The organism is Lentibacter algarum (assembly GCF_018860975.1).
In the GTDB taxonomy this organism is placed as follows: domain Bacteria; phylum Pseudomonadota; class Alphaproteobacteria; order Rhodobacterales; family Rhodobacteraceae; genus Lentibacter; species Lentibacter algarum_A.
Window position 1 is genome coordinate 370,836 of the sequence record NZ_JAHKQI010000008.1, and the last position, 22,950, is coordinate 393,785.

The window sequence follows — 22,950 nt, forward strand, 5'->3', positions numbered from 1 at the left end:
TTTAGCTTCTCCAATGCTTGGAATAGACAGAATTCAAACAGCGAGGATGCTATGGTCAAACTTGATATTATCTCCGATCCGATTTGCCCTTGGTGCTACATTGGCAAGGCGCATCTTGATCGCGCTTTGATGCAGCGGCCCGAGCACCCTTTCAACATCGAGTGGCACCCGTTTCAGCTGAACCCCGATATGCCGGCCGAGGGCATGGACAGGCGCGCTTATCTGGAAGGCAAGTTTGGCGGTAAAGACGGCGCTTATGCGGCGTATCAGCCGATCGTTGAGCACGCCAAGGCGGCGGGTGTCGACATCGAGTTTGACCAGATCAAACGCACGCCCAACACGCTCAATGCCCATAGGCTCATTCACTGGGCCGGTATCGAAGGGCGGCAAACGCCTGTCGTTTCGGCGCTGTTCAAAGCCTACTTCAAGGAAGGCCGCGACATTGGCGACTTCGAAGTGCTGGCCGATGTCGCCGATGGGTTGGGCATGGACGCGGCACTGGTGTCCAAACTGTTGAACTCGGACGCTGACCGCGACGATATTATCGCACGCGACAAGCACAGCCGCGAGATGGGTGTGAACTCGGTTCCGACTTTTGTGGTTGCCAGCCAGCATGCCGTCCCGGGTGCTCAGGGGCCTGAGTTGTGGCTCAAGGTGATTGACGAGATTGTGGCAGGCCAGACGGAATGACACTGTCAACAAAATCTCTGTTCGCGTTGTTGTTGATGGTGGTTGGCGTTGGCACGGTGTTTTTTCGCCATGTCGAGGGCTGGAGCTGGATTGACGCCTATTTCTTTACGGTTGTGACGTTATCAACCGTTGGCTACGGTCAGCTGGTGCCCGCCACGGTGATTGGCAAGATCGGCACCACATTTTTCATTTTCTTCGGGCTCGGGATATTCGCCCTCGCCATTCAGCAATTTGGCCAGTTCGCCATGTTGCGCCGCCGACGTAAAGCGCTTGAGAAACATTTAGAGAAAACCAATGACTGAAAAAATTAAAATGTCCAAAGGTGAGTTCATCGCTTTGATGGCGATGATGATGGCGCTGACAGCTTTCTCGATTGACGCTATGCTGCCTGCCCTGCCGGAAATTGGCCAAGAACTGAGCCCCGAAGCGCCCAACGCCGCGCAGCTTATCCTCACGTCATTTGTGTTGGGTATGGGGCTCGGCACGTTTTTTACCGGCCCGCTGTCTGATAGCTTTGGCCGCAAGCCTGTGCTTTATGCGGGCATCCTGCTTTATATCGTTGGTGCGGCCTTGGCCTTTTTTGCCCAAACACTTGAGCTGGTTCTGGCGGCGCGGGTTGTGCAGGGGCTTGGCATTGCTGGCCCGAGGATCGTCAGCCTTGCGGTTATCCGTGATCTTTTTGAAGGCCGGTATATGGCGCGGTTGATGTCGATCGTGATGATGATCTTTACGCTCGTTCCCGCGATTGCACCGCTGATTGGCGATGGCATTATCGGCCTCACGGGGTGGCGCGGTATCTTTGCGGCTTTTGTGGTTTTTGCGCTGGTGGTGACAAGCTGGTTCGGGCTGCGCCTTGAGGAGACCCTGCCCAAAGAGCACCGCCGGGCCTTTAATGCTCGCAAGCTTTGGAGCGCACTTAAGGAGATGCTGACATATCCGGTCGTGCGGGTTGTTCTGATCGTTCAGACGCTTTGCCTTGCTGTGTTGTTCGGCGCGCTTTCCAGTATCCAGCCGATTTATGACATTACGTTTGATCGTGCCGAGAGCTTTCCTTACTGGTTCGGGCTGGTGGCTATCTGTGCGGGGAGCGCCAGTGTGTTGAACGCCACGCTTGTGGTGCGCATTGGCATGCGTGCGATGACAACAGCGACGATAGCGGTGCAGGTGGTGCTTTCGGGCGCGATGATCGTGTTGACGACCCTGCCCTTGCCTGATGTTGTCTACTTCGGCCTTGTGGTGTTCTGGCAGTTCTCGCTGTTCGCTATGGCCGGGCTGACACTGGGAAACCTCAACGCAATGGCGATGGAGCCTTTGGGCCATATAGCCGGTCTGGCGGCGTCAATTCTGAGCGGTGTTTCCACGGTGTTCGCGATGGTTTTCGCGGTGCCGATCGGCCTTGCCTTTGATGGAACGCCGCGGCCTGTTGCGATCGGGGTATTTGTGCTCTGCGCCTTCGCCCTGTTGTTTATGTTGCGCTTCAAGCGGATCGAAGCGTTGCAGGCCTAGGCGGAAATCGTCTCAAGTTTTTTTATGTATACCTTTGCATACCGTCTTTCCTTTTGCCCGTGTCTGGGCTATGAGGCAGGCAATTCCAGTTGAACAACAACAGCGATCGAGAGGGATCATAGATGGCTCAGTCAAACACACCCGACATTGTTTACACCAAAGTTGACGAAGCGCCCGAGCTTGCCAGCGCCTCGCTTTTGCCGATCATCCAGCGCTTTGCAAAGGCGGCTGGTATCACTGTCGGCACCAAGGATATCTCGCTCGCAGGACGTATCTTGGCGACATTTCCCGAGGCCCTGAGCGCTGATCAGCAGCAATCTGACGATCTGGCTGCACTTGGCGAGTTGGTGAAAACCGCTGAAGCCAATGTGATCAAACTTCCCAATATCTCGGCCTCTGTGCCACAGCTTGTTGCCGCGATCACCGAGCTTCAAGGCAAAGGCTACGCCCTGCCCGACTACCCTGAAACGCCCGAAACCGCCGAAGAAAAAGCCGTGCGCGCCAAGTATGACACGCTCAAAGGCTCGGCTGTGAACCCGGTGCTGCGTGAAGGCAACTCTGACCGCCGCGCCGCCGCCGCGGTTAAGAACTATGCGCAGAACAACCCGCACCGCATGGGCAAATGGACGGCCGACAGCAAGACGCGCGTCGCTTCGATGTCAGGCGGAGACTTTTTCTCAAACGAGACATCGGCCACACTCGCCAAAGCTGCCACAGCCAAGATCGTGCTGGAAGGCGCATCTGGCGAGACCGTCCTCAAGGACGCCGTGAGCTACCCCGCCGGCACAGTTGTTGACGCGACTTTCATGAGCGCCAAAGCGCTTGATGCCTTCCTGCTTTCAGAAATCGATAAGACCAAAACCGAAGGCACGCTGTTTTCGTTGCACATGAAGGCGACGATGATGAAAGTCTCTGACCCGATCATCTTTGGCCACGCGGTCAAAGCCTTCCTCGCACCGGTGTTTGAAAAACACGGCTCGGCGATCGAGGCGCTTGGTGTGAACCCGAACCAAGGCCTTGGCGCGCTGCTTGAGAAAGTCGCTGACAATGCCGAAATCATGGCTGATATCGACGCTTGCATGGCCGCCCGCCCGCCGATGTATATGGTCGACTCAGACAAAGGCATCACCAACCTGCATGTGCCGTCTGATGTGATCATCGACGCTTCAATGCCTGCGCTCATTCGCGCTGGCGGCAAAGGATGGGGCCCTGATGGCAACGAGTCAGACGCCAACTGTGTGATCCCTGATGACAGCTACGCACCTGTCTATGACGAGGCCGTGAAGTTCTTCAAAGCCAATGGCGCGCTTGATCCGGCCACTGCTGGCACCGTGCAAAACGTCGGTCTGATGGCGCAAAAAGCCGAGGAATACGGCAGCCACCCAACCACCTTTGAGATGCCGGAAGCTGGCGTGGTCAAAATGATCCTCGAAGACGGCACAGTGTTGCACGAACTCAAGGTTGAAGCTGGCGACATCTGGCGCTCGGCCAGCGCCAACAAGGCGCCGATTGAAGACTGGGTGAACCTTGCGATTGCCCGCCAAAAAGCCACCGGCTATCGCAGCATTTTCTGGCTCGACGCCAACCGCGCCCACGATGCCGAGTTGATCGCCTATGTGAAGCCGATCCTTGAGGCTCAAGGCGTTGCTGACAAGTTCGAGATCATGGCTCCGCGCGAAGCCACGAAGGCCTCGCTTGAGACCATCACCAAGGGCGAGAACAGCATCGCCATCACCGGCAACGTGCTGCGCGACTATCTGACCGATCTGTTCCCGATCCTTGAGCTGGCGACTTCGGCCAAGATGCTCTCGATCGTGAAGCTTATGAATGGTGGTGGCTTGTTTGAAACCGGTGCTGGCGGCTCGGCTCCCAAGCACGTGCAACAGCTTGATGCGGAAAACCACCTGCGTTGGGACAGCCTTGGTGAGTTCTGCGCGCTTGGTGAAAGTCTGCAGTTCCTTGCGGAAGCCAAAGGCAACGACAAGGCCCGCATTTTGGGCCAAGCGGTTGACGCAGCCACGCAGGGCATCCTTGACAACAACCGCTCGCCAAGCCGCAAAGTCGGTGAGCCTGACAACCGCGACAGCCACTACTGGTTTGCCCGTTACTGGGCCGAAGCCTTGGCGGCTCAGTCAGACGATGCCGCCCTTGCCGCCGAGTTTGCACCCGTCGCGAAAGCGCTGGCCGAAGGTGAAGCAGCCATCGTTGCCGAACTGGCCGCCGCTCAAGGCAAGCCTGCCGACACAGGCGGTTACTATACCGCCGACGCTGATAAACTTGCCTCAGTGATGCGCCCGAGCGCGACACTCAACAAGATTATCGGCTAAGCAACTTTCGGGCGCGTGGCTGACGCAATGCGCCCGAATTTCCGCAGCTCTTTGGCACCTTTGCGAAGCACCGCCACTGTGCCAGCGGTTTGGGCTTCCCAGCCCTCTTCCTGTTCAACCAATGGCTCTGACACGACGGCAAAGCCCTGTCGGCTCGCGCTCCAGCGATGGTAGAGCGTTGGCGCCCTGTCATCTGAGGCATAGCGAAAGGCATAAAGCGTTTCGCCATCTGTCAGCGCTGCTGCAAAACGCATATGCGGGGTTGCGCCCTTCTCGCTTGCCAGCGCTTCCATTTTGGCTACGGCCTGTTCCACTGCCCCAATCGGATCCTCTTCAAGCCCGAGGCCAGCCGCGATCAGAAACAGCGCTTCGCTGTCGGTCGCGCCTTTGCGGTGCATATACTGCTCCTCACCAATCAGCATATCAGCCGATTTGCGCCAATGCTCATAGCCCCCCGCCTGCCCGTTGTGGACAAAGCTCCACTTTCCGTAAGTGAAGGGGTGACAATTGTTGCGACTAATCGCTGTGCCCGTCGAAGCCCTGACATGGGCCAGAAAAGCCCCTGATCGCACCTGCTGACAGAGTGACCGCAGGTTGGGGTCTGACCAAGCCGGAAACACATCACGGTAGAGGCCCGGCTCGGGGCGGCTGTCATACCACGCGAGGCCAAAGCCGTCGGCGTTGATCGAAGTCTTGCACTCGTCTGCCGCCTTCGATTGCACGATCAGCGAGTGGTTGGGGTTGCTGACGAGGTCCTCAAGATAGACCGGCGCACCAAGGTAGGCCGCCCAACGACACATCAGCGCCCCCTGTTGTGCGTGCGCTCATAAAGACGCGCGATGATGGTGCTGGCGGTCTTTTCGCAGGCTGCTGGCACGAAGGCATGTAGCAAGGCTGCAAAGGCCGCAACAAACAACCAAAAGCTAAAGCGCAATGCAAAGAGCATATGCTCAAAGAAGCTCTCGTCAACGGCCTTCGGGTGATCTAGGAAAATCTTTGAAATCATGTCCTGCTCCATAACTTTCGGCGGGTTTGCCTTGGGGTGAAAGTTACAAAAGTTGCCCTTGGTATTTGTCCCAAAAATCAGCCTTTATGCTTTCACTTTGGGAAAACGTCCCGCATATATGGGGTATGATCGAAATTGATGACATAGACAGGCGCATTTTGCGAAATGTTCAAGCCAACAGTGACCTCTCGCTTGATGCGCTCAGCGCAGAGGTGGGCCTGTCGCGCAACGCCTGTTGGCGGCGACTCAAGCAGTTGCAGCAGGCCGGGGTGATCAAGCGCCGTGTAGCCCTGCTTGACGCTGGCAAGCTCGGCCTTGGCCTGACGGTGTTCATTCAGGTGCGCGCAGCCACCCACACCGCCGATTGGTCAACCGATTTCGCCCGCGCAGCCCGTGCCTTGCCCGAAATACAGGCTGTCTACCGCATGTCCGGCGATCTCGACTATTTGCTGCGCGCCCGTGTCAAAGATATGGTCGGTTACGATGCCCTCTACCAAAAGCTGATCAAGCGTGTTTCAATGGCTGACGTGTCGGCGAGTTTTGTGATGGAAGACATCAAAGACACCACCGAACTGCCAATCTGAGAGCTGTCAAATGCACTACATCTACCTGTTTTTCGCTATCCTCGCTGAAACGATCGGCACCACCGCGCTGCAAGCCAGTCAGCAGTTCACCCGCCTCTGGCCCTCGGTGCTGGTTGTGCTGGCTTATAGCTTCAGTTTCTACCTGCTTGCACTGGCTCTCAAAGTCATGCCCGTCGGAATCGTCTATGCGCTTTGGTCAGGCCTTGGCATCGTCTTCATCGCGATCATCGGTTACTTGGTTTTCGGACAGAAACTCGACACACCAGCGATTCTCGGTCTCGCTTTGATCATCCTCGGTATCGTCGTAATCCAGCTGTTTTCAAACACCACAACACACTGACCCTTAACGAACACCCGGCTTTTTCTTGGGTCAAATATCCCGGGGGAAGTCACAAACTTGTTTGTGACCTGGGGGCTGGCCCCCACCTACGGCGACGCGCGAAGCGCGGCGCAATCCCTTAGCCGATATTTTGCAAGCGCTTGAACAGGCTCGACGTGTCCCAACGCGCGCCGCCCATTTTTTGAACGTCCTTGTAAAACTGGTCCACGAGTGCCGTCACCGGCAAGCTCGCGCCGGTTTCGTCGGCTGTAGCAAGACAAATGCCCAGATCCTTACGCATCCAGTCAACCGCGAAGCCGTGCTCGAACTCATCCGCAAGCATCGTTTCAAACCGGTTCTGCATCTGCCAGCTTCCCGCCGCGCCCTGGCTGATCACTTCAACAACCGCGCGGCCGTCGAGTCCGGCTTTATCGGCAAAATGGAGAGCCTCCGAGAGGCCCTGAACGAGGCCCGCAATGGCAATCTGGTTGCACATCTTGGTCATTTGTCCGGCGCCGCTCTCCCCGATGCGGCGGCAAATGCGGGCGTAGCAGTCAATCACCGGTTCAGCGCGCGCGAAGTCTTTGGCATCGCCACCGCACATAACCGACAGCACGCCGTTCTCGGCCCCTGCTTGCCCGCCCGAGATCGGCGCATCGACAAAGCCAATGCCTTGCTTTTGTCCGGCGGTGTAGAGCTCGGTGGTTACTTTTGCCGAGACTGTGGTGTGATCAACAAACACCGCTTTCTCGTTCATGCCTGCAAAGGCTCCGTCATCGCCCAGACAAACCGAGCGCAAGTCATCGTCGTTGCCCACACAGGCCAGCACCATATCGGCACCGTGCACCGCTTCACGCGGGGTCACTGCAAAGCTGCCGCCGTGCTCGGCAACCCAGGCCTCGGCTTTGGCTGACGTGCGGTTATACACGCAAACCTCGTGTCCGGCGGCTTTCAGGTGGCCTGCCATCGGATAACCCATTACACCCAATCCCAGAAACGCGAGCTTTGTCATGATCTTTTCCCTTGCATTCGTTCTCGGTATCGTTTGTGTCGGGCAATACGCATGAAGGCAAGCACAAAGCCGATTTAAAGAGGGAGTGCAGCGATGATCACAATGTTCAGATGGCTTTTCAGGCTGGCAACTTTGCTCGTTGTGCTTGGTGTGCTGGCTGTTCTTGTTGTGTATTTTCTCGCCTCGCGCAGTTTGCCGGATTACGACAAAACTCTTGAAGTCAGCGGGCTGAGCGCTCCTGTGCGAATTCTGCGTGATCACTCCAATGTGCCGCATATTTTTTCAGACGACGAGAGTGCAGTGTTTTTCGGCCTTGGCTATGCCCATGCACAAGACCGCCTGTGGCAGATGACAACCTTGCGGCGCACGGCGCAGGGGCGGCTTTCCGAAGTGTTCGGAACCGCGACTGTTCCCATCGATAAACTCATGCGCCGGTTTGATTTATACAGCCTCGCCCGCTCATCGGTTGCGGCGCAAGACTCGCCGACCATGACTGCGCTTGAAGCTTACTCGGCTGGCGTCAATGCGCGGCTTGCGGAAGTGAACCAAAACGCTCTGGGCCGTGGTGCGCCAGAAATGTTCATGTTCAACGCCCCTTTCGCGCCTTGGCGGCCGGAAGATTCCATCGCCATCCAAAAGCTTATGGCTGTGCAGCTTTCGGGCCATGCCGAAGAAGAGATTTTGCGGGCGCGGGTGTCGTTTTTGCTCGACACACCCGAGCGGCTCAAAGACATCCTGCCTGACGCGCCTGGAACCGGTGTTGCTGCCCTGCCCTCTTATGCGGCGATGTTTCCGAACGCAAAACCGGCGCACAAATATGCTGGCGTAGACGTGACCAAGCTGCCGCTTTCACCGATCAAGGGCCGGGCCCATGCCGGGGCCTCAAATGCCTGGGCGGCTGACCCGACGCGCTCGGCGACGGGCGGCTCGCTTTTGGCCAACGACCCGCACCTGGGCCTCACAGCACCGGCGATCTGGTATCTGGCGCGCCTCGAGCTGTCATCGGGGGGGGTAATTGGCGCGACTATTCCGGGGATTCCTGTTGTGCTTATCGGGCGGTCAAAGTCGCTTGGCTGGGGGGTCACCTCGTCATACCTTGATGATCAGGATATTTTCATCGAAGAGCTCAACCCCGAGAACACCGAAGAATACCGCACGCCCGACGGCTTCAAGAAGTTTACCAGTCGCGGGTCTATCATCACCATCAAAGATGCTGATCCGGTGACACTGACGTTACGTTGGACGGAGAACGGCCCTGTGTTACCGCCCTCGTTTCATGACGTTGGTGAGGTGACACCGCCCGGCCATGTTGCGGCGCTGGCCTGGACTGCGCTTGATCCGGCGGACACGTCTCTTACAGCTGGCATGCGCCTGATGCGCGCCCATAGTATTGATGCAGCACTTGAGGCAAGCCAGCTCTACATTGCTCCCTCCCAAAACCTGACGCTGGCTGATGCGGGCAGTATCGCGATGAAAACCATCGGAGCGATGCCGCGGCGTGATGCGAACCATGCCAGCAAAGGCCGCATGCCCGCGCGTGGCAGTGAAGCTCGAAACCGTTGGCAAGGCGTTTTTCCGGCGTCGGCCAACCCCGAGTTTATCCGCCCGCAAGGCGGCATCGTCGGCAACACCAACAACAAACTGCTCGAGCGTCCCTTCCCGCTGCATGTGTCGTATGTCTGGGGCGACAGCCAGCGGATATTGCGATGGCAACGGTTGATGCAAGGGCGCAAGGCGCACACGCGTGACAGCTTTGTTGATGCACAGCTTGATACCGTCAGTTACACGGCGCGCGCGCTGCTGCCTTTGGTTGCTGCTGATCTCTGGTATACGGGTGAAGCCGCTGCGGAAGGCACCGTCGAGCGCCGCCGGCAGATCGCTTTGAACTTGTTGGCGGGTTGGAACGGCGAGATGAACGAGCACCTGCCCGAACCGCTGATCTACGCGGCATGGATGCGGTTTTTGCAGGAACGGCTGGTTCAGGATGAACTCGGGCCTCTTGCAGCAGAGTTTACCCACCCCAGTCCGCTGTTTCTGGAGCGGGTTTTCCGCAATGTCGAGGGCGCGGGTGTGTGGTGTGATGTGAAGCAATCAGCGGCTGTTGAAAGCTGCACCGATATTGCGCGCCTCTCGCTTGATGACGCGCTGGTCTGGCTTGATGAGGTCTATGGCACCTCGATCGAGGCGCTCAGATGGGGCGATGCCCACCAAGCCACCCACGATCACCCTGTTCTTGGCGAGGTGCCTTTGCTGCGGTATTTCGTCAATATCCGACAATCGACATCGGGCGGAGACAACACGCTCTTGCGCGGTCGTACCAGTGGCACGGGGCCGAACCCCTTTGAGAATGTGCATGCTGCAGGCTACCGCGGGGTCTATGATTTCACCGATCCTGACAGTTCGATCTTCGTGATTTCAACGGGGCAATCGGGGCATTTCCTGTCACGCCACTATGACGACCTTGCACAGCTCTGGCGCCGTGGTGAGTATATTCCGATGTCGCTGGATGAGGGGCTTGCGCGGGCGGCTTCGGTTGGGGAGACTTTGTTGAGGCCAGTGCAAGAGTAAGTCGAATTTACTTCGTAAATCCGACCATGTGGGGGCCAGCCCCCAAGTCACAAACAAGTTTGTGACATCCCCCGGGATATTTGAACCAAGAAAAAGTTACAGGATCGGGATCTGCGGAGCTGCGGTTTTTGGCAGCAGGCCAATGCTGCGCGGGTCTTGTTCGATTTCGATCTGGCGCTTGTAGGGTGTGAAGCCCGAGCGGATGTAAAATGCGAGTGCCTTGGGGTGATCGAGTGTGCAGGTATGAACGTGTAACCGCGTGATGTCTTCTGCCCAAGCGAGGGAGATCGCGCGGTTCATCAGCCATCGCCCTGCCCCTCCGCCAACCAGTGATCCTGTGAGGCCGAAATAGGCCAGCTCGCAAGTGTTCTGTTGGCGGAAGTCGAGCTCAAGCAGGCCGACCTCTTCTGAGCCATTCTTGAGCGCGTAGACGTGCACATCAGAATCGTTGATCTGAGCATGTAACTCGGCTTCGGGCTGTGTCAGGCGGCCGAACCAGAGGTAGTCGGCCCCCACGGAGCGAAACAGCGCACGATACCAGTTGACGGATGGCGCCGAGATGCGCTCAAGCGTGAGGGCAAGATCGGCCTCGGGGCGCGCGGCGGGGCGTGCGTGCATTTCCAGGTAGGTGACAACCGAGGCGGTGTGGCCTGCAGGAACGTCATGATAACCGCATTCAAGCATTTTTCGCTGCTGCCTTCCTTTGGGCTTTCTTTTCTTCAGAGACCTTAACAGCCAGATCACGGGCGATGGCGAAGGCGCCTCTGATTTTGTCATTGTCTTTTTTCCAGTCGCGCCTGACCACAATCTTGTTGTCTTTGACCTTGGCCAGCCCGCGCTGATCGCGGATGAACTCGACAAGCCCCGCAGGCGAAGCGAATTTGTTATTGTGGAACTGCACAGTTGCGCCTTTTGGCCCGCCATCGAGCTTGGCGATACCGGCTTTTTTGCACATGGCTTTGATGCGCACAACGAGCATCAGCGTGTTGACCTCGCGTGGCAAGCTGCCGAAGCGGTCGATCAGTTCGGCGGCGAAGCCTTCGAGCTCGACTTTGCTGTGCAAGCCACTGAGACGGCGATACAATCCGAGGCGAACGTCAAGGTCTGGCACGAAGCTGTCAGGGATAAGCACCGGCACACCGAGGTTGATTTGTGGTGACCATTCGCCCTCGTCTATGATGCCTTCGAGTTGCCCTGACCTGATCTTGGCGATCGCTTCTTCCAGCATGGATTGGTAAAGCTCGTAGCCGACATCACGCATCTGGCCGGATTGCTCCTCGCCGAGCAAATTACCCGCGCCGCGAATGTCGAGATCCTGGCTGGCGAGGGTGAAGCCGGCGCCGAGTGTGTCGAGCGATCCGAGCACCCGCAGGCGCTTTTCGGCTGTTGCGGTGAGCGGCTTGCGCGGCTTGGTTGTCAGGTAGGCATATGCGCGGGTTTTGGAGCGGCCAACGCGACCCCTAATCTGGTAGAGCTGTGCGAGGCCAAACATATCGGCGCGGTGCACGATCATAGTGTTGGCGGTCGGAATATCGAGGCCGCTTTCGACGATTGTTGTCGCCAAAAGCACGTCATATTTGCCATCGTAAAAGGCGTTCATGCGGTCATCAAGCTCGCCTGCTGCGAGTTGGCCGTGGGCAACCATATAGGAAATTTCCGGCACATGATCTTTGAGGAAAGCCTCGATTTCGTGCAGATCGGAGATGCGTGGAACAACATAAAAGCTCTGCCCGCCGCGGTAGTGTTCGCGCAGCAGAGCCTCGCGGATTGTCACGCCGTCAAACTCGCTGACGTAAGTTCTGATCGCGAGACGATCAACCGGCGGCGTGCCGATAATGCTGAGGTCACGCACACCCGAGAGGCTGAGTTGCAGCGTGCGGGGGATCGGCGTTGCGGTGAGTGTGAGCACGTGAACATCCGAGCGCAGCTGTTTGAGGCGCTCTTTGTGCGTCACGCCAAAGTGCTGTTCTTCATCAATCACCAGCAGGCCTAAGTCTTTGAAACGAATATCTTTTGCCAGCAGCGCATGCGTGCCAATAACGATATCAACGGTGCCGTTTTTCAGGCCTTCACGGGTGAGCTTGGCATCTTTCGCCGAGACAAACCGCGAGAGCTGCCGCACCTGCATCGGGAAGCCACGGAAGCGCTCGGAGAAGCTTTTGTAGTGCTGGCGGGCGAGCAGAGTTGTCGGAGCAATCACGGCCACCTGCGCGCCTTGCATTGCGGCGACAAAAGCGGCGCGCATCGCCACTTCGGTTTTGCCAAAGCCGACATCACCGCAGATGAGCCTGTCCATAGGCTGGCCTGAGCCGAGGTCGGTGATCACATCCTCGATGGCGCCGAGCTGGTCGTCGGTTTCTTGATAGGGAAAGCGCGCGGCGAACTCTTCCCAAGCATGGGCTTCGGCTTCCATGATCGGGGCACGGCGTAGGGCGCGCTCGGCGGCGACACGAATGAGCTTGTCGGCCATCTCGCGGATGCGCTGTTTGAGCTTGGCTTTCTTGGCCTGCCACGCGCCGCCCCCGAGACGGTCAAGCAGCCCCTCCTCATGCCCATACCTGCTGAGGAGCTCAATGTTTTCAACAGGTTGATAGAGCGTGCTGTTGTCAGCATACTCAAGCTTGAGGCACTCATGCGCGGCCCCTGCAGCAGTGACAACTTCAAGCCCCAGATAGCGGCCAATGCCGTGATCGACATGCACGATCAAGTCACCCGGTGTGAGGCTTTGGGCTTCGGTCAGGAAGTTCTCGGCACGGCGCTTCTTGCGTGGCTGGCGTATCAGCCTGTCGCCCAGCACATCCTGTTCGGCAATGACACTGAGGCCGGGTGAGTCAAAGCCCTGTTCAAGTGGCCATACAGCGAAATGCAATCCGCGCTTGCCGATGCGGTCGGCTGTTTTGACGGTCACCGCGCCTTTGAGGCCCTCGTCTTCAAGCAAGCCTTCTATGCGTTCGCGCGCGCCCTCGGAGTAAGAGGCGACAAGCACGGGGTTATCGGCAGATTTGGCCTGTATATGATCTTTCAAGACGCTGAAAAGGTTTACATTTTCTAGCTGACGTTCAGGCGCAAAATTGCGGCTGATACGCCCGCCTGCGTCGATCACGTTCGGCCCTGTCGGCAAGGGTAAGGTGTTGAATTGGAGCGCGCGCAAGGGCTTGATCGCTGTGTTCCACGCGGCATCATCCATGTAGAGCTGTGCTGCGGGCACGGGTTTGTAAACCGAGCTCATCTGTGCCTTTTGGGACATGGCCAAGCGTCGCGTTTCGTATTGGTCTTCGACACTGTCCCACCGCGCGAGGCGCTTGGCGGTGACGCCTTCATCAAAACTGAGCGATGCGCTGCCGAGATAGTCAAACAGCGTTTCGAGTTTGTCGTGAAAGAACGGCAACCAATGCTCAACGCCTTGATGCTTGCGGCCCGCTGACACGGCTTCATAAAGCGGATCATCACTGCCCGCAGCGCCGAACTCGAGGCGGTAGTTTTGCCGAAAACGGGTGATCGCGGCCTCATCAAGGATCACCTCGGACACAGGTGATAGCTCGACCAGATCAAGCTGCTTGGTGGTGCGTTGCGTTGCCGGATCAAAGTGACGCGCGCCGTCCAGGATATCACCGAAGAAATCAAGCCGCACAGGCCCGCCGTCACCCGACGAAAGACTGGGCGGGAAAATGTCGATGATACCGCCGCGCACGGCGTAGTCGCCCGGCTCGGTGACTGTCGGGCTTTGCACAAAGCCCATACGCACGAGAAATGCGCGCAACGCGGCCTCATCTACCCGCTCGCCAACCCGCGCGGTAAAAGCCGCCTCACGCAATACCGAACGCGCCGGCACATATTGCGTCGCGGCAGAGAGCGTCGTTAGCAGCACAAACTTGGTTGGCATATTCTGCGAGAGTGTCGCCAATGTCGCCATGCGCGCGGCAGAAATGTCAGCATTGGGCGAGACACGGTCATATGGCAAGCAGTCCCATCCGGGGAACTCGAACACCGGCACATCGGGCCTGAAAAACCGCAGGCAAGCCGCCATCGCCGCCATGCGCTTGTCGTCGCGCGCGATGTGACAGACTGCGCCCGCTTTGTCGGCCTCTTGCAAAACCAACTGTGCATCAAAGCCTTCGGGCGCGCCGCTGACGGTGATATGATCTGGCACAGTGCTCACGACCTAGCCAAGCGGGCCATAAGACAGGTTTTGATACATGCCCCAAAGAGCTGTAACGAAGATTGAGACCATGCCGATCACCTGTGTGATCAAACGCTGCCGCATGAGCAATTTGGCGAGGCGAGCGCCCGTGGCTTGTTCTTCATCGATCAACCGCGCGGTCGAGATCGAAAACATGCCGATGATCGCCATCGGGAAGGCCAGCAAGAACAACGCCTGCGCGAACTCGTATTGGTAAACAAAGCCGAGCAACAGCAGCATGGTGAGGAAAAAGCAGGAAAATCCGAGCACCCATAACCCCGAAACATTGGCGATATGCAAAAGCCGGTTGGTGTTGATACGGGTGATGGCGACAAGGTCATGCTCGAACTGCTCACCGTCGCGTTGCGCCCGCAAGACCATATCCCAAGGTACGCCGAGCACCCAATGCGATGTTGTTGACCACATCACCGCCAGCGCGATCCAGAACCAAAGGTTTGAAAAGCTGCGCATGTCGATGAGTTCAAAAACGGTGGTATACCAGTCCAAGATCGGCTTCCTTATACGTGTCGCTCCCTCTTAGAGGGTGCTTGCGGCAATTCCTACCCTTGAGGCGCAGGGATTTCCATGCAAGATTTTGGCTAAATAGCATTCGGAGCAAAACATGCGAGCGATTCAGGCCGCCTTCCCCAAAACACGCTTGCGCAGAACGCGCCAGAACGCCAGCATTCGTGGCCTTGTTGCCGAGAACACGCTGAGCGCCGCTGACCTGATTTGGCCGGTGTTTGTGCGCGACGGTGAAGGCGTGCGCGAGCCTGTCGCTTCAATGCCCGGCGTTGATCGGCTCTCGGTTGACAATGTGGTTGAGGCTGCGCGGGAGGCCTACGACCTTGGGATACCGGCGATCTGTCTGTTTCCCTACACCGGCGCTGACAAACGCACCGCCGACTGTGCCGAGGCCTGGAACCCTGACAATCTGAGCAACCGCGCGACACGCGCTATCAAAGCGGCAGTGCCAGACATCGCAATTATGACCGATGTTGCGCTTGACCCTTATAGTGACACTGGCCATGACGGTTTTGTTGTCGATGGCGAGATCGTGAATGACGAAACCGTTGAGGCCTTGATCAAGCAAGCGCTTTCACAGGCTGAAGCTGGCGTTGATATCATCGGCCCGAGCGATATGATGGATGGTCGCATTGGCGCATTGCGGGAGGCTTTGGAAGCCGCTGGCCACAAGAACACGCTGCTTTTGTCTTATGCCGCTAAGTATGCCAGCGCGTTTTACGGCCCCTTCCGCGACGCTGTTGGCGCGTCGGGTGCTCTCAAGGGCGACAAGAAGACCTACCAGATGAACCCTGCCAATTCAGACGAAGCCCTGCGCTGTGTCGAGCGTGACCTCTCTGAAGGCGCGGATATGGTGATGGTCAAACCCGGCATGCCTTACTTGGACATCTGCCGCCGCGTTAAAGACGCTTTTGGCGCGCCGACATACGCCTACCAAGTGTCGGGCGAATACGCGATGATCAAAGCCGCCGCCCAGAACGGCTGGATCGACGGCGACAAGGCGATGCTTGAAAGTCTCATGTGCTTCAAGCGCGCTGGCTGTGACGGGATACTGACGTATTTCGCACCGGAGGTGGCGCGGAGCCTGCGCTAAAATACTATCCTCAATGGGTGTTGGTGCATAGTTCGCTCAACTGTCGCGCAGGATTTGCAAGTTTTCGCCTAGGTTTAACTCGTAGGCGAACTCCCTGCGTGACAGCTTGCAAAAAATGTGCTTATACTGATTGAAAGTCGGGAAACACCGGCACAATCAGGCATATCGGCAGTGACATCATGAACAAACTTTCTCGCAGAACATTTGCGTTTGGCGCAATGGCATCAGGCGGCCTTCTTGCAGGCTGCGCAAACGGCGTTGGCTCGAACGGCGCAGCAAAGATCGACGCGCGCGTTGATCAAACTCTTAATCACCTTTACTCGACCTACCCCTCGACACGCGACCTGGCCGGCAAGTCTGTCGGCATGCTGGTCATGCCTTTGATCACCGAGGCCGGCTTTGGCTTTGGCGGCGGTTACGGGCGCGGCGCATTGCGGGTTGATGGCGCCTCGGTCGACTATTACTCGGCGACCAAGGGCAGCTTTGGTTTGCAGGTTGGCGCACAGCAATATGCGCATGTCTTGTTCTTTATGACCCAAGACGCCCTGCTCAACTACCGCCGCTCTTCCGGCTGGGCGGCAGGTGCCGACGTTGAGTATGTGTTCAAAGACAAAGGTGAAAACCTGCGCGCGGAAACAACGACTTCGGTCGCGCCGGTTCTGGCGGTTATTTTCGGACAAGCCGGCTTGCATGTCGGTGCGACACTTGAAGGCGTGAAATACTCGCGCATCATTCCTTAAGACGACAGCGAACACTCCGGCCTTTGGGCTCTCCCTCCTGAAGGCTTTCGTCTCCCTCCCCAGTTCATCGGGGGGGGCTTTTTCTGTGTCAAAAGGGAATGCGGCATTGCGCCTCTTCACCCCTCTCTGGTATAAGATTTACAACCAAATGTAGCCCTTCAGAGAGAGCGGTAATCAACGTGAGCGACACGCCAGAAACCCCTGAAAACGAAGACGAAAACCCGAGGCCTAAGGCTGTCTATGATGGCCCTGTGATCTCGATCGTTGACGAGATGAAAAGCTCGTATCTCGATTATGCGATGAGTGTGATCGTCAGCCGCGCGATTCCTGACCTCAGAGATGGGCTAAAACCGGTTCACAGGCGCATTCTTTATGCGATGCACGAGACCAACAACACCCACGACAAGAGCTATCGCAAATCGGCCCGTCCGGTTGGCGATGTGATGGGTAAATACCACCCGCATGGCGATAGCGCGATCTATGATGCGCTGGTGCGGATGGCGCAGGATTTCTCGATGTCGCTGCCGCTACTTGACGGGCAAGGCAACTTTGGCTCGATGGACGGCGATAACGCTGCTGCGATGCGCTATACCGAAGTGCGCATGGACAAGCCGGCCGCCTATGTTCTGGCCGATATCGACAAAGACACTGTTGATTTTCAGGACAACTACGACGGCAAAGACCGTGAGCCGTCTGTGCTCCCTTCCCGCTTTCCTAACATGCTGGTTAACGGCGCTGGCGGCATTGCTGTCGGTATGGCGACCAACATTCCGCCGCATAACCTAGGTGAAGTGATTGATGCTTGCCTTGCTTTGATCGACAGCCCGGATCTCAGTTCCGAAGAGCTGATCGAGTATGTCCCCGGCCCTGATTTCCCGACGGGCGGCATCATGCTTGGCCGCACGGGCGCGCGTAAGGCTTATCTTGAGGGGCGCGGCAGTGTCATCATCCGCTCTAAAACCCGCGTAGAAGAGATCAGAAAAGACCGCTTCGCTATTGTCATCGACGAGATCCCCTATCAGGTCAACAAGGCCAGCATGATCGAGAAGATCGCTGAAGCTGCGCGCGACAAGAAGATCGAAGGCATCAGCCACGTTCAAGATGAGTCTGATCGCAACGGTGTGCGCGTGGTTGTCGAACTCAAGCGTGACGCGACTGCCGAGGTTGTGCTCAACCAGCTGTTCCGCTTCACCCCGATGCAAACCTATTTTGGCTGCAACATGCTGGCGCTCAACGGTGGCCGCCCCGAAACCCTTACGTTGCGCCGCTTTTTGACCTCCTTCATTGATTTTCGCGAAGATGTTGTTGCCCGTCGCACGGCGTTTGAACTGCGCAAAGCGCGTGAACGCAGCCATATCTTGTGTGGCTTGGCCGTGGCTGTCAGCAATGTTGACGAAGTCGTTGCCACGATCCGCGCCTCGGCAGATGCCGCAGAAGCGCGGCTAAAACTTATGGAGCGCCGCTGGCCTGCGGGCGAGATCATCCCTTACCTCAAGTTGATTGATGATCCGCTGCACCCTGTGAACGACGACGGCACCTACAACCTGTCCGAAATTCAGGCCCGTGCCATTCTTGAGTTGCGCTTGCAGCGCCTCACACAGATTGGTGTGAAGGAAGTGACTGACGAACTCGAAGAGCTTGCTGGCAAGATCAAGGAATACCTCGAAATTCTCGGATCACGTGAGCGTATCATGGGCATTATCGCCGCCGAGTTGAGCGAAGTGCGTGAGCTCTTTGCTGTGCCACGTCGCACCGAGATCGTTGATTGGTCGGGCGACATGGACGACGAAGACCTGATCGAACGCGAGGACATGGTCGTGACCGTGACATCAGGCGGCTACATCAAGCGCACGCCTTTGGCTGATTTCCGCGCTCAAAAGCGTGGTGGCAAAGGTGTGTCTGGTATGCAGACCAAAGAGGAAGACGTGATCACCACGCTCTTTGTTGCCAACACTCACACACAGCTCTTGTTCTTCACCACCGAGGGCATGGTCTACAAGCTCAAGACATGGCGCTTGCCGCAGGGCTCTCGCACAAGCAAGGGTAAGGCGATCGTCAATATCCTGCCGATCCCGACAGGTGTTTCTGTTGCCGCGATCTTGCCGATTGACCGTGACGAAAAGGAATGGAGCGAGCTGCAAATCATGTTCGCCACTTCCGCTGGCGATGTGCGCCAGAACCGTTTGAGTGACTTCACCAACGTGATGCGCAACGGCAAAATCGCGATGAAACTGCCGGAAGACGGCTCTGTGAGCCTCGTGAATGCGCGTATCTGTTCTGATCAAGACGATGTGATGCTTGTCACCAACATGGGCCGCGCCATCCGCTTTTCTACAACGGACGTTCGCGTATTCAACTCGCGCAACTCGACAGGCGTGCGTGGTGTTCGGCTGAAAGACGGGCAATCTGTTGTCTCTATGTCAGTGATCCGCCACTTTGACGCCACTGCAGACGAACGCGCCGCTTACCTCAAGATGCGCCGTGCTATGGCCGGTTTGGCGGATGACGCCGAACTTGATACATCCGACGACGAAGGCGATGCAAACTTCAGCATCTCGCAAGAACGCTACGCAGAAATGTCGGCAGTCGAAAACCTCATCCTGACACTGACAGCTGGCGGCGCGGGCAAGCTTAGCTCAAGTCACGACTACCCCGTTCGCGGGCGTGGCGGTATGGGTGTCACCGCGATGGACAAAGCCATGCGCGGTGGTGACATCGTCGCCTGCTTCCCCGTCGAGATGGAAGATCAGATCATGCTGGCGACTTCCAAAGGCCAGAGCATCCGCGTTCCGGTTGAAGGGATATCCTTCCGCTCACGCAGCGCTGGCGGTGTGAAGGTGTTTGACACAGGCAAAAACGAGGAAGTTGTCTCGGTGGCCTGGATCGCAGATCAGGGCGAGGATGATGAAGAGGCCGAAGGCGAGAACGGCGAAGCATAATCAACAGCAAACTGGCGGCGGGGTTGCTCATTGCGCACCGCCGCCGCATAAACGCTTGAGTTGAGAGAAATACGCAAGTTTACAGTTGAAATGGTTTAATTCTCGCAAGTTTTTATCTATTCTTATCATAACAATAAGCCACAAATGTCTTGGGGGGATATCATGCGCTTACTTTTCATTGTTGTCATATTGGGTTGTCTGGGTGTCGGGGCGTTTTTTGCCAATATGCACTGGCAGGAAAACGAGAGTATCAATCGGCAGAACAAGCGCGTTGCGGTTATGAACCGGATGATCGACACGTTAAATGAAGCCACGGCGCACAGCGAAGGCTGTCTGGAGACATACAACAAGTGGCTTCAGTATTTGTCGGACAATGAGAGTGAGAGCAAAATCAAGGCCCTCGCCTTTTTCGGCAAAGCGTGCCCTGACGGCGCGCGCGGGTATTATGCCAAGGCTGAAGACGTTGTGAAACACTCGGAGTCAACGCCAGACACCGCTGCCAAAGCCGAGTTTTTTGCTGCGTCACTCGAGGTTATGCGTCTGCAAAGCAAACGCGGCGACGACTTTGACGCAATCAACACAGTGCTGGAAGCCGCCACGGAGCAGAATAACGCTGGTGTATTTTCCGGGGCTGTTGCAGCGCAAATTACCCGACATTACAACCGGCAAGCCGACGCCATCAGCGCTGCCGAAGCGGCATTGGAAACAGCGCGCGCGGCTTACTATTCCGACGACGGTTAAGCTTTAAGCGCTTCGAGATTAAGTTGAGTCACAACTTTGGTCTCAAGCGCTTTAGAACGCGCCGAACTTCCCTTCGAGGTAGCTGAGCAATGGGGCTTCACTTGGTGCTTGCCCTGTTGCTTTCTCTATCAGATCGCGTGGCTTCAAAAGGCCGCCGTATTGTTGCACATTCTCGCGTAGCCATGTCGTCGCTTCCTCGGTGTCACCCATCGCCAGATCAAGATCAAGATCAGGAAGCGCCGCGCGCATGGCGGTGTTCAGGCAGCCCGCGTAAACGTTTCCAAGACTATATGTCGGGAAGTAGCCCCAGAGCCCGCAAGACCAGTGAACATCTTGCAGCAATCCGTTTGAGGGCTTGTCAACGGCATAGCCGAAGTCGGCCTCAAAACGGGTGTTCCAAGCTTCCTCAAGGTCACGCGCCTCAAGTTTGCCCATGATCACGTCGCGCTCGAGATCAAAACGCAGCATGATGTGCAGGTTGTATTGCACCTCGTCGGCTTCGGTGCGGATGTAGCCTTTGTTCAGCCGGTTGACCGTGCGATAAAATGTGTCGGCGTCGGCAACGCCAAAATCGCCGAACACGTCGCTCATTTCGTCAAACAGATAGCCGGTGAAGGCGCGCGAGCGGCCGATCTGGTTTTCATAAATCCTGCTCTGGCTTTCGTGCACGCCAAGCGAGACACCCTGCCCCAGTGGCGTCAGCAAGTGCTGCTTATCAATGCCCTGCTCATAGCAGGCATGGCCGACCTCGTGGATGGTTGAGTAAATGCAGTTGAACGGATCGCGTGCGCTGGTTCGGGTGGTGATGCGCACATCAAGCCCGCTGCCAGACGAGAAAGGATGCACGGCCTTATCAAGCCGACCACAGCGCATGTCATAGCCAAAGCCCTTTGCGAGTTTGCGTGACAGGCGCATCTGCTTTTGCTCGTCAAACGCGTGATCAAGCGCGTCAGGCTGCGAGCCGCCCATAACCTTGTCGCGCAGCGCTACCAGCCTTGGGCGCATGGCGTCAAAAATCGCGGCAACTTCCTCGCCGCTGGTGTGTGGCTCATAGTCATCCAGCAAAGCATCATAGGGGTTTGCGCCGTTGGCCAGCGCCGCCGCCTCCTCGCGTTTGAGCGCTATGATTTCTTCAACGACGGGCACAAATGCTGCCACATCTTCGTCTTCACGCGCTGCCGCCCATTTGCGCTGCGCCGATGAGGCAGCCGAGGACAGCTTCTTTGCCAGATCGGCAGGCACCTTGGCATTGCGCTCAAACGAACGGCGTATCTTGCGCACATTGGCGGCAGCGACGTCATCAAGCTTGGCCTCATCAAGAGCGCCAAGCCAGTCACCGATCCGCGCATCTGTGCTGCGGGCATGCAAAACACTCGACATCGCTGCGAACTCTTCAGCGCGTTGTGGTGCTGCACCATCAGGCATCATGGTTTCCTGATCCCATCCCAAGCGGCCGGCCACCTGCGACAGAGCCTCGGTTTCGCGCTGAAACGCGAGCAGATCATCATATGCAGTCATTATGTGCGTCCTTGAATAGATTGAACTTTGGGATATTGCGCCAGAAACCGGGCCCGGATGATGGCCACCCAGAGCAGCACCGCCATCGCCTGGTGAATGATCGCAACCTGCCACGGCGCGCCGGTGAGCACGGTGTATATGCCAAGTGCTATCTGAAAGGTGACCGCCATTGTCGCGGCAGTAAAGGCAGCTTGCGTGGCTTTATGGGCGCTTCTGCGGCCGCGTAGAAAGGCAACAACAGTGAAGGCAAACAACAAGTAGCCAACACAGCGGTGTATAAACTGCACCAGTCCCGGGTTCTCAAAGAAGTTGCGCCATGCGGGTTCGATCATAAACGGATTGGGCGGGATCACCTGACCGCCCATCAAGGGCCAGTCGGTGTAGCTGCGCCCCGCGTCGATCCCTGCGACCAATGCGCCAAGCAGAATTTGCAGGAAGGCAAAGTGCATCCAGCCGGTGCCAAGCGAAAACAATTTTGCCTCGCGCAGGCGGCGCGCTTGCATGAGATCACGTTCAAGCCGTGACAGGCTGAGGATATACCATGTCAGAAAGCCGAGAATGATAAACGCAAGGCCGAGGTGCGTCGCCAGTCGGTAGCTCGCAACATCCGTCATGCTGCCTTTGAGGCCAGACGATACCATCCACCAGCCGATCGCGCCTTGCAAACCGCCGAGCGCACCGATCAGCAACAGGCGTTTGTTCCATCCTGTTGGCACTTGTTTGCGCAGTGCAAACCACGCAAACCCAAGCGCCCAGACAAGGCCGATGATGCGCCCGAGCTGTCTGTGCCCCCATTCCCACCAGTAAATTGCTTTGAAATCAGAGAGTTCCATCCAGCTGTTTTCGATCTGGAACTCGGGGATCTCTTGGTATTTCGCAAACTCCGACTGCCAGTCGGCGTCGTTCATTGGCGGCAAGGCACCGGTGATCGGCTTCCACTCGGTGATAGAGAGGCCAGAATCTGTCAGCCGTGTGAGGCCGCCAACGAGGATCATCGCCACCACAAGTGCTGCCAGCAACATCAACCAAACCCTGATCGCGCCGCGCGCACCGGTGTTTGATCCGCGGTCAATCATCCCGCCTTTCGGTGCCGGTTGGTTTGGTGCAACCTCGCCAACTTCCTCAAAAATCGCCGGTTTCTTGGCCATGCTCTTGCCTCTTCTTTTTTGCCTTGTATGCAAGCTATGCGCTGGCCTTCAAAG

The 22,950-nt window shown here is 57.2% G+C and carries 19 protein-coding genes; 11 read left to right on the forward strand and 8 right to left on the reverse strand.

Features of this window, described 5'->3' with window-relative positions:
* Positions 1–51 precede the first annotated feature (51 nt).
* The 4 genes from KO498_RS11210 (at position 52) to KO498_RS11225 (ending at position 4,523) form a co-directional block, all read left to right on the forward strand.
* The gene (locus KO498_RS11210; RefSeq protein WP_215959981.1) at positions 52–690 is read left to right on the forward strand and encodes a DsbA family oxidoreductase; all 639 of its coding nucleotides are present in this window, start codon (positions 52–54) and stop codon (positions 688–690) included.
* Positions 687–992: a potassium channel family protein gene (locus tag KO498_RS11215; protein WP_215959982.1), complete on the forward strand. Its 306-nt coding sequence runs from the start codon at positions 687–689 to the stop codon at positions 990–992. Before KO498_RS11210 ends, KO498_RS11215 begins: the two co-directional genes overlap by 4 nt.
* Positions 985–2,196 (forward strand): multidrug effflux MFS transporter, encoded by a 1,212-nt coding sequence (locus tag KO498_RS11220; RefSeq protein ID WP_215959983.1) that lies wholly within the window; start codon positions 985–987, stop codon positions 2,194–2,196. Before KO498_RS11215 ends, KO498_RS11220 begins: the two co-directional genes overlap by 8 nt.
* A gap of 122 nt (positions 2,197–2,318) precedes the next feature.
* Positions 2,319–4,523, forward strand: coding sequence for an NADP-dependent isocitrate dehydrogenase (locus tag KO498_RS11225; RefSeq protein WP_215959984.1), 2,205 nt, complete (start codon positions 2,319–2,321; stop codon positions 4,521–4,523).
* Here KO498_RS11225 and KO498_RS11230 read toward each other — a convergent pair.
* Both KO498_RS11230 and KO498_RS11235 read right to left on the reverse strand, forming a co-directional pair.
* Positions 4,520–5,323, reverse strand: coding sequence for a class II glutamine amidotransferase (locus tag KO498_RS11230; protein ID WP_215959985.1), 804 nt, complete (start codon positions 5,321–5,323; stop codon positions 4,520–4,522). The genes KO498_RS11225 and KO498_RS11230 overlap by 4 nt on opposite strands.
* A complete protein-coding gene (locus tag KO498_RS11235) occupies positions 5,323–5,529 on the reverse strand; it encodes a DUF6356 family protein (RefSeq protein ID WP_215959986.1) in 207 nt (68 codons plus the stop codon). Before KO498_RS11235 ends, KO498_RS11230 begins: the two co-directional genes overlap by 1 nt.
* A gap of 86 nt (positions 5,530–5,615) precedes the next feature.
* Here KO498_RS11235 and KO498_RS11240 point away from each other — a divergent pair, with 86 nt between their 5' ends.
* Both KO498_RS11240 and KO498_RS11245 read left to right on the forward strand, forming a co-directional pair.
* Positions 5,616–6,113, forward strand: coding sequence for an Lrp/AsnC family transcriptional regulator (locus tag KO498_RS11240; RefSeq protein ID WP_252731390.1), 498 nt, complete (start codon positions 5,616–5,618; stop codon positions 6,111–6,113).
* A gap of 10 nt (positions 6,114–6,123) precedes the next feature.
* A complete protein-coding gene (locus tag KO498_RS11245; protein WP_215959987.1) occupies positions 6,124–6,453 on the forward strand; it encodes a DMT family transporter in 330 nt (109 codons plus the stop codon).
* A 118-nt stretch (positions 6,454–6,571) separates the two neighbouring features.
* On the opposite strand, the gene KO498_RS11250 is transcribed toward KO498_RS11245, so the two are convergent.
* Positions 6,572–7,444 (reverse strand): NAD(P)-dependent oxidoreductase, encoded by an 873-nt coding sequence (locus KO498_RS11250; RefSeq protein ID WP_215959988.1) that lies wholly within the window; start codon positions 7,442–7,444, stop codon positions 6,572–6,574.
* A 93-nt stretch (positions 7,445–7,537) separates the two neighbouring features.
* On the opposite strand from KO498_RS11250, the gene KO498_RS11255 reads away from it, so the two are divergent.
* Positions 7,538–10,012, forward strand: a complete 2,475-nt coding sequence (locus tag KO498_RS11255; protein WP_215959989.1) for a penicillin acylase family protein — start codon at positions 7,538–7,540, stop codon at positions 10,010–10,012.
* A 96-nt stretch (positions 10,013–10,108) separates the two neighbouring features.
* On the opposite strand, the gene KO498_RS11260 is transcribed toward KO498_RS11255, so the two are convergent.
* The 3 genes from KO498_RS11260 to KO498_RS11270 are packed head-to-tail and all read right to left on the reverse strand — an operon-like array spanning position 10,109 to position 14,699.
* Positions 10,109–10,696, reverse strand: coding sequence for a GNAT family N-acetyltransferase (locus KO498_RS11260; RefSeq protein ID WP_215959990.1), 588 nt, complete (start codon positions 10,694–10,696; stop codon positions 10,109–10,111).
* Entirely contained in the window at positions 10,689–14,171 is a 3,483-nt protein-coding gene (mfd, locus tag KO498_RS11265; protein ID WP_354667656.1) for a transcription-repair coupling factor, read from the reverse strand. Before mfd ends, KO498_RS11260 begins: the two co-directional genes overlap by 8 nt.
* A 3-nt stretch (positions 14,172–14,174) precedes the next feature.
* A complete protein-coding gene (locus KO498_RS11270; protein WP_215959991.1) occupies positions 14,175–14,699 on the reverse strand; it encodes a component of SufBCD complex in 525 nt (174 codons plus the stop codon).
* Positions 14,700–14,814: 115 nt separating this feature from the next.
* Between KO498_RS11270 and hemB the strand changes: the two genes are divergently transcribed.
* The 4 genes from hemB (at position 14,815) to KO498_RS11290 (ending at position 20,230) form a co-directional block, all read left to right on the forward strand.
* Positions 14,815–15,810, forward strand: a complete 996-nt coding sequence (gene hemB / locus KO498_RS11275) for a porphobilinogen synthase (RefSeq protein ID WP_215959992.1) — start codon at positions 14,815–14,817, stop codon at positions 15,808–15,810.
* Positions 15,811–15,989: 179 nt separating this feature from the next.
* A complete protein-coding gene (locus KO498_RS11280) occupies positions 15,990–16,550 on the forward strand; it encodes a YSC84-related protein (RefSeq protein ID WP_215959993.1) in 561 nt (186 codons plus the stop codon).
* A 179-nt stretch (positions 16,551–16,729) separates the two neighbouring features.
* Positions 16,730–19,489 carry a DNA gyrase subunit A gene (gene gyrA, locus KO498_RS11285; protein ID WP_215959994.1) on the forward strand — a complete coding sequence of 920 codons (2,760 nt, stop codon included), beginning with the start codon at positions 16,730–16,732 and terminating at the stop codon, positions 19,487–19,489.
* A 162-nt stretch (positions 19,490–19,651) separates the two neighbouring features.
* A complete protein-coding gene (locus KO498_RS11290) occupies positions 19,652–20,230 on the forward strand; it encodes a hypothetical protein (protein ID WP_215959995.1) in 579 nt (192 codons plus the stop codon).
* Positions 20,231–20,281: 51 nt separating this feature from the next.
* Here KO498_RS11290 and KO498_RS11295 read toward each other — a convergent pair whose 3' ends face one another.
* Both KO498_RS11295 and ctaA read right to left on the reverse strand, forming a co-directional pair.
* Positions 20,282–21,748 carry a carboxypeptidase M32 gene (locus KO498_RS11295; RefSeq protein ID WP_215959996.1) on the reverse strand — a complete coding sequence of 489 codons (1,467 nt, stop codon included), beginning with the start codon at positions 21,746–21,748 and terminating at the stop codon, positions 20,282–20,284.
* Positions 21,748–22,896: a heme A synthase gene (gene ctaA / locus KO498_RS11300; RefSeq protein WP_215959997.1), complete on the reverse strand. Its 1,149-nt coding sequence runs from the start codon at positions 22,894–22,896 to the stop codon at positions 21,748–21,750. The genes KO498_RS11295 and ctaA overlap by 1 nt, the downstream gene beginning before the upstream one ends.
* Positions 22,897–22,950 lie beyond the last annotated feature (54 nt).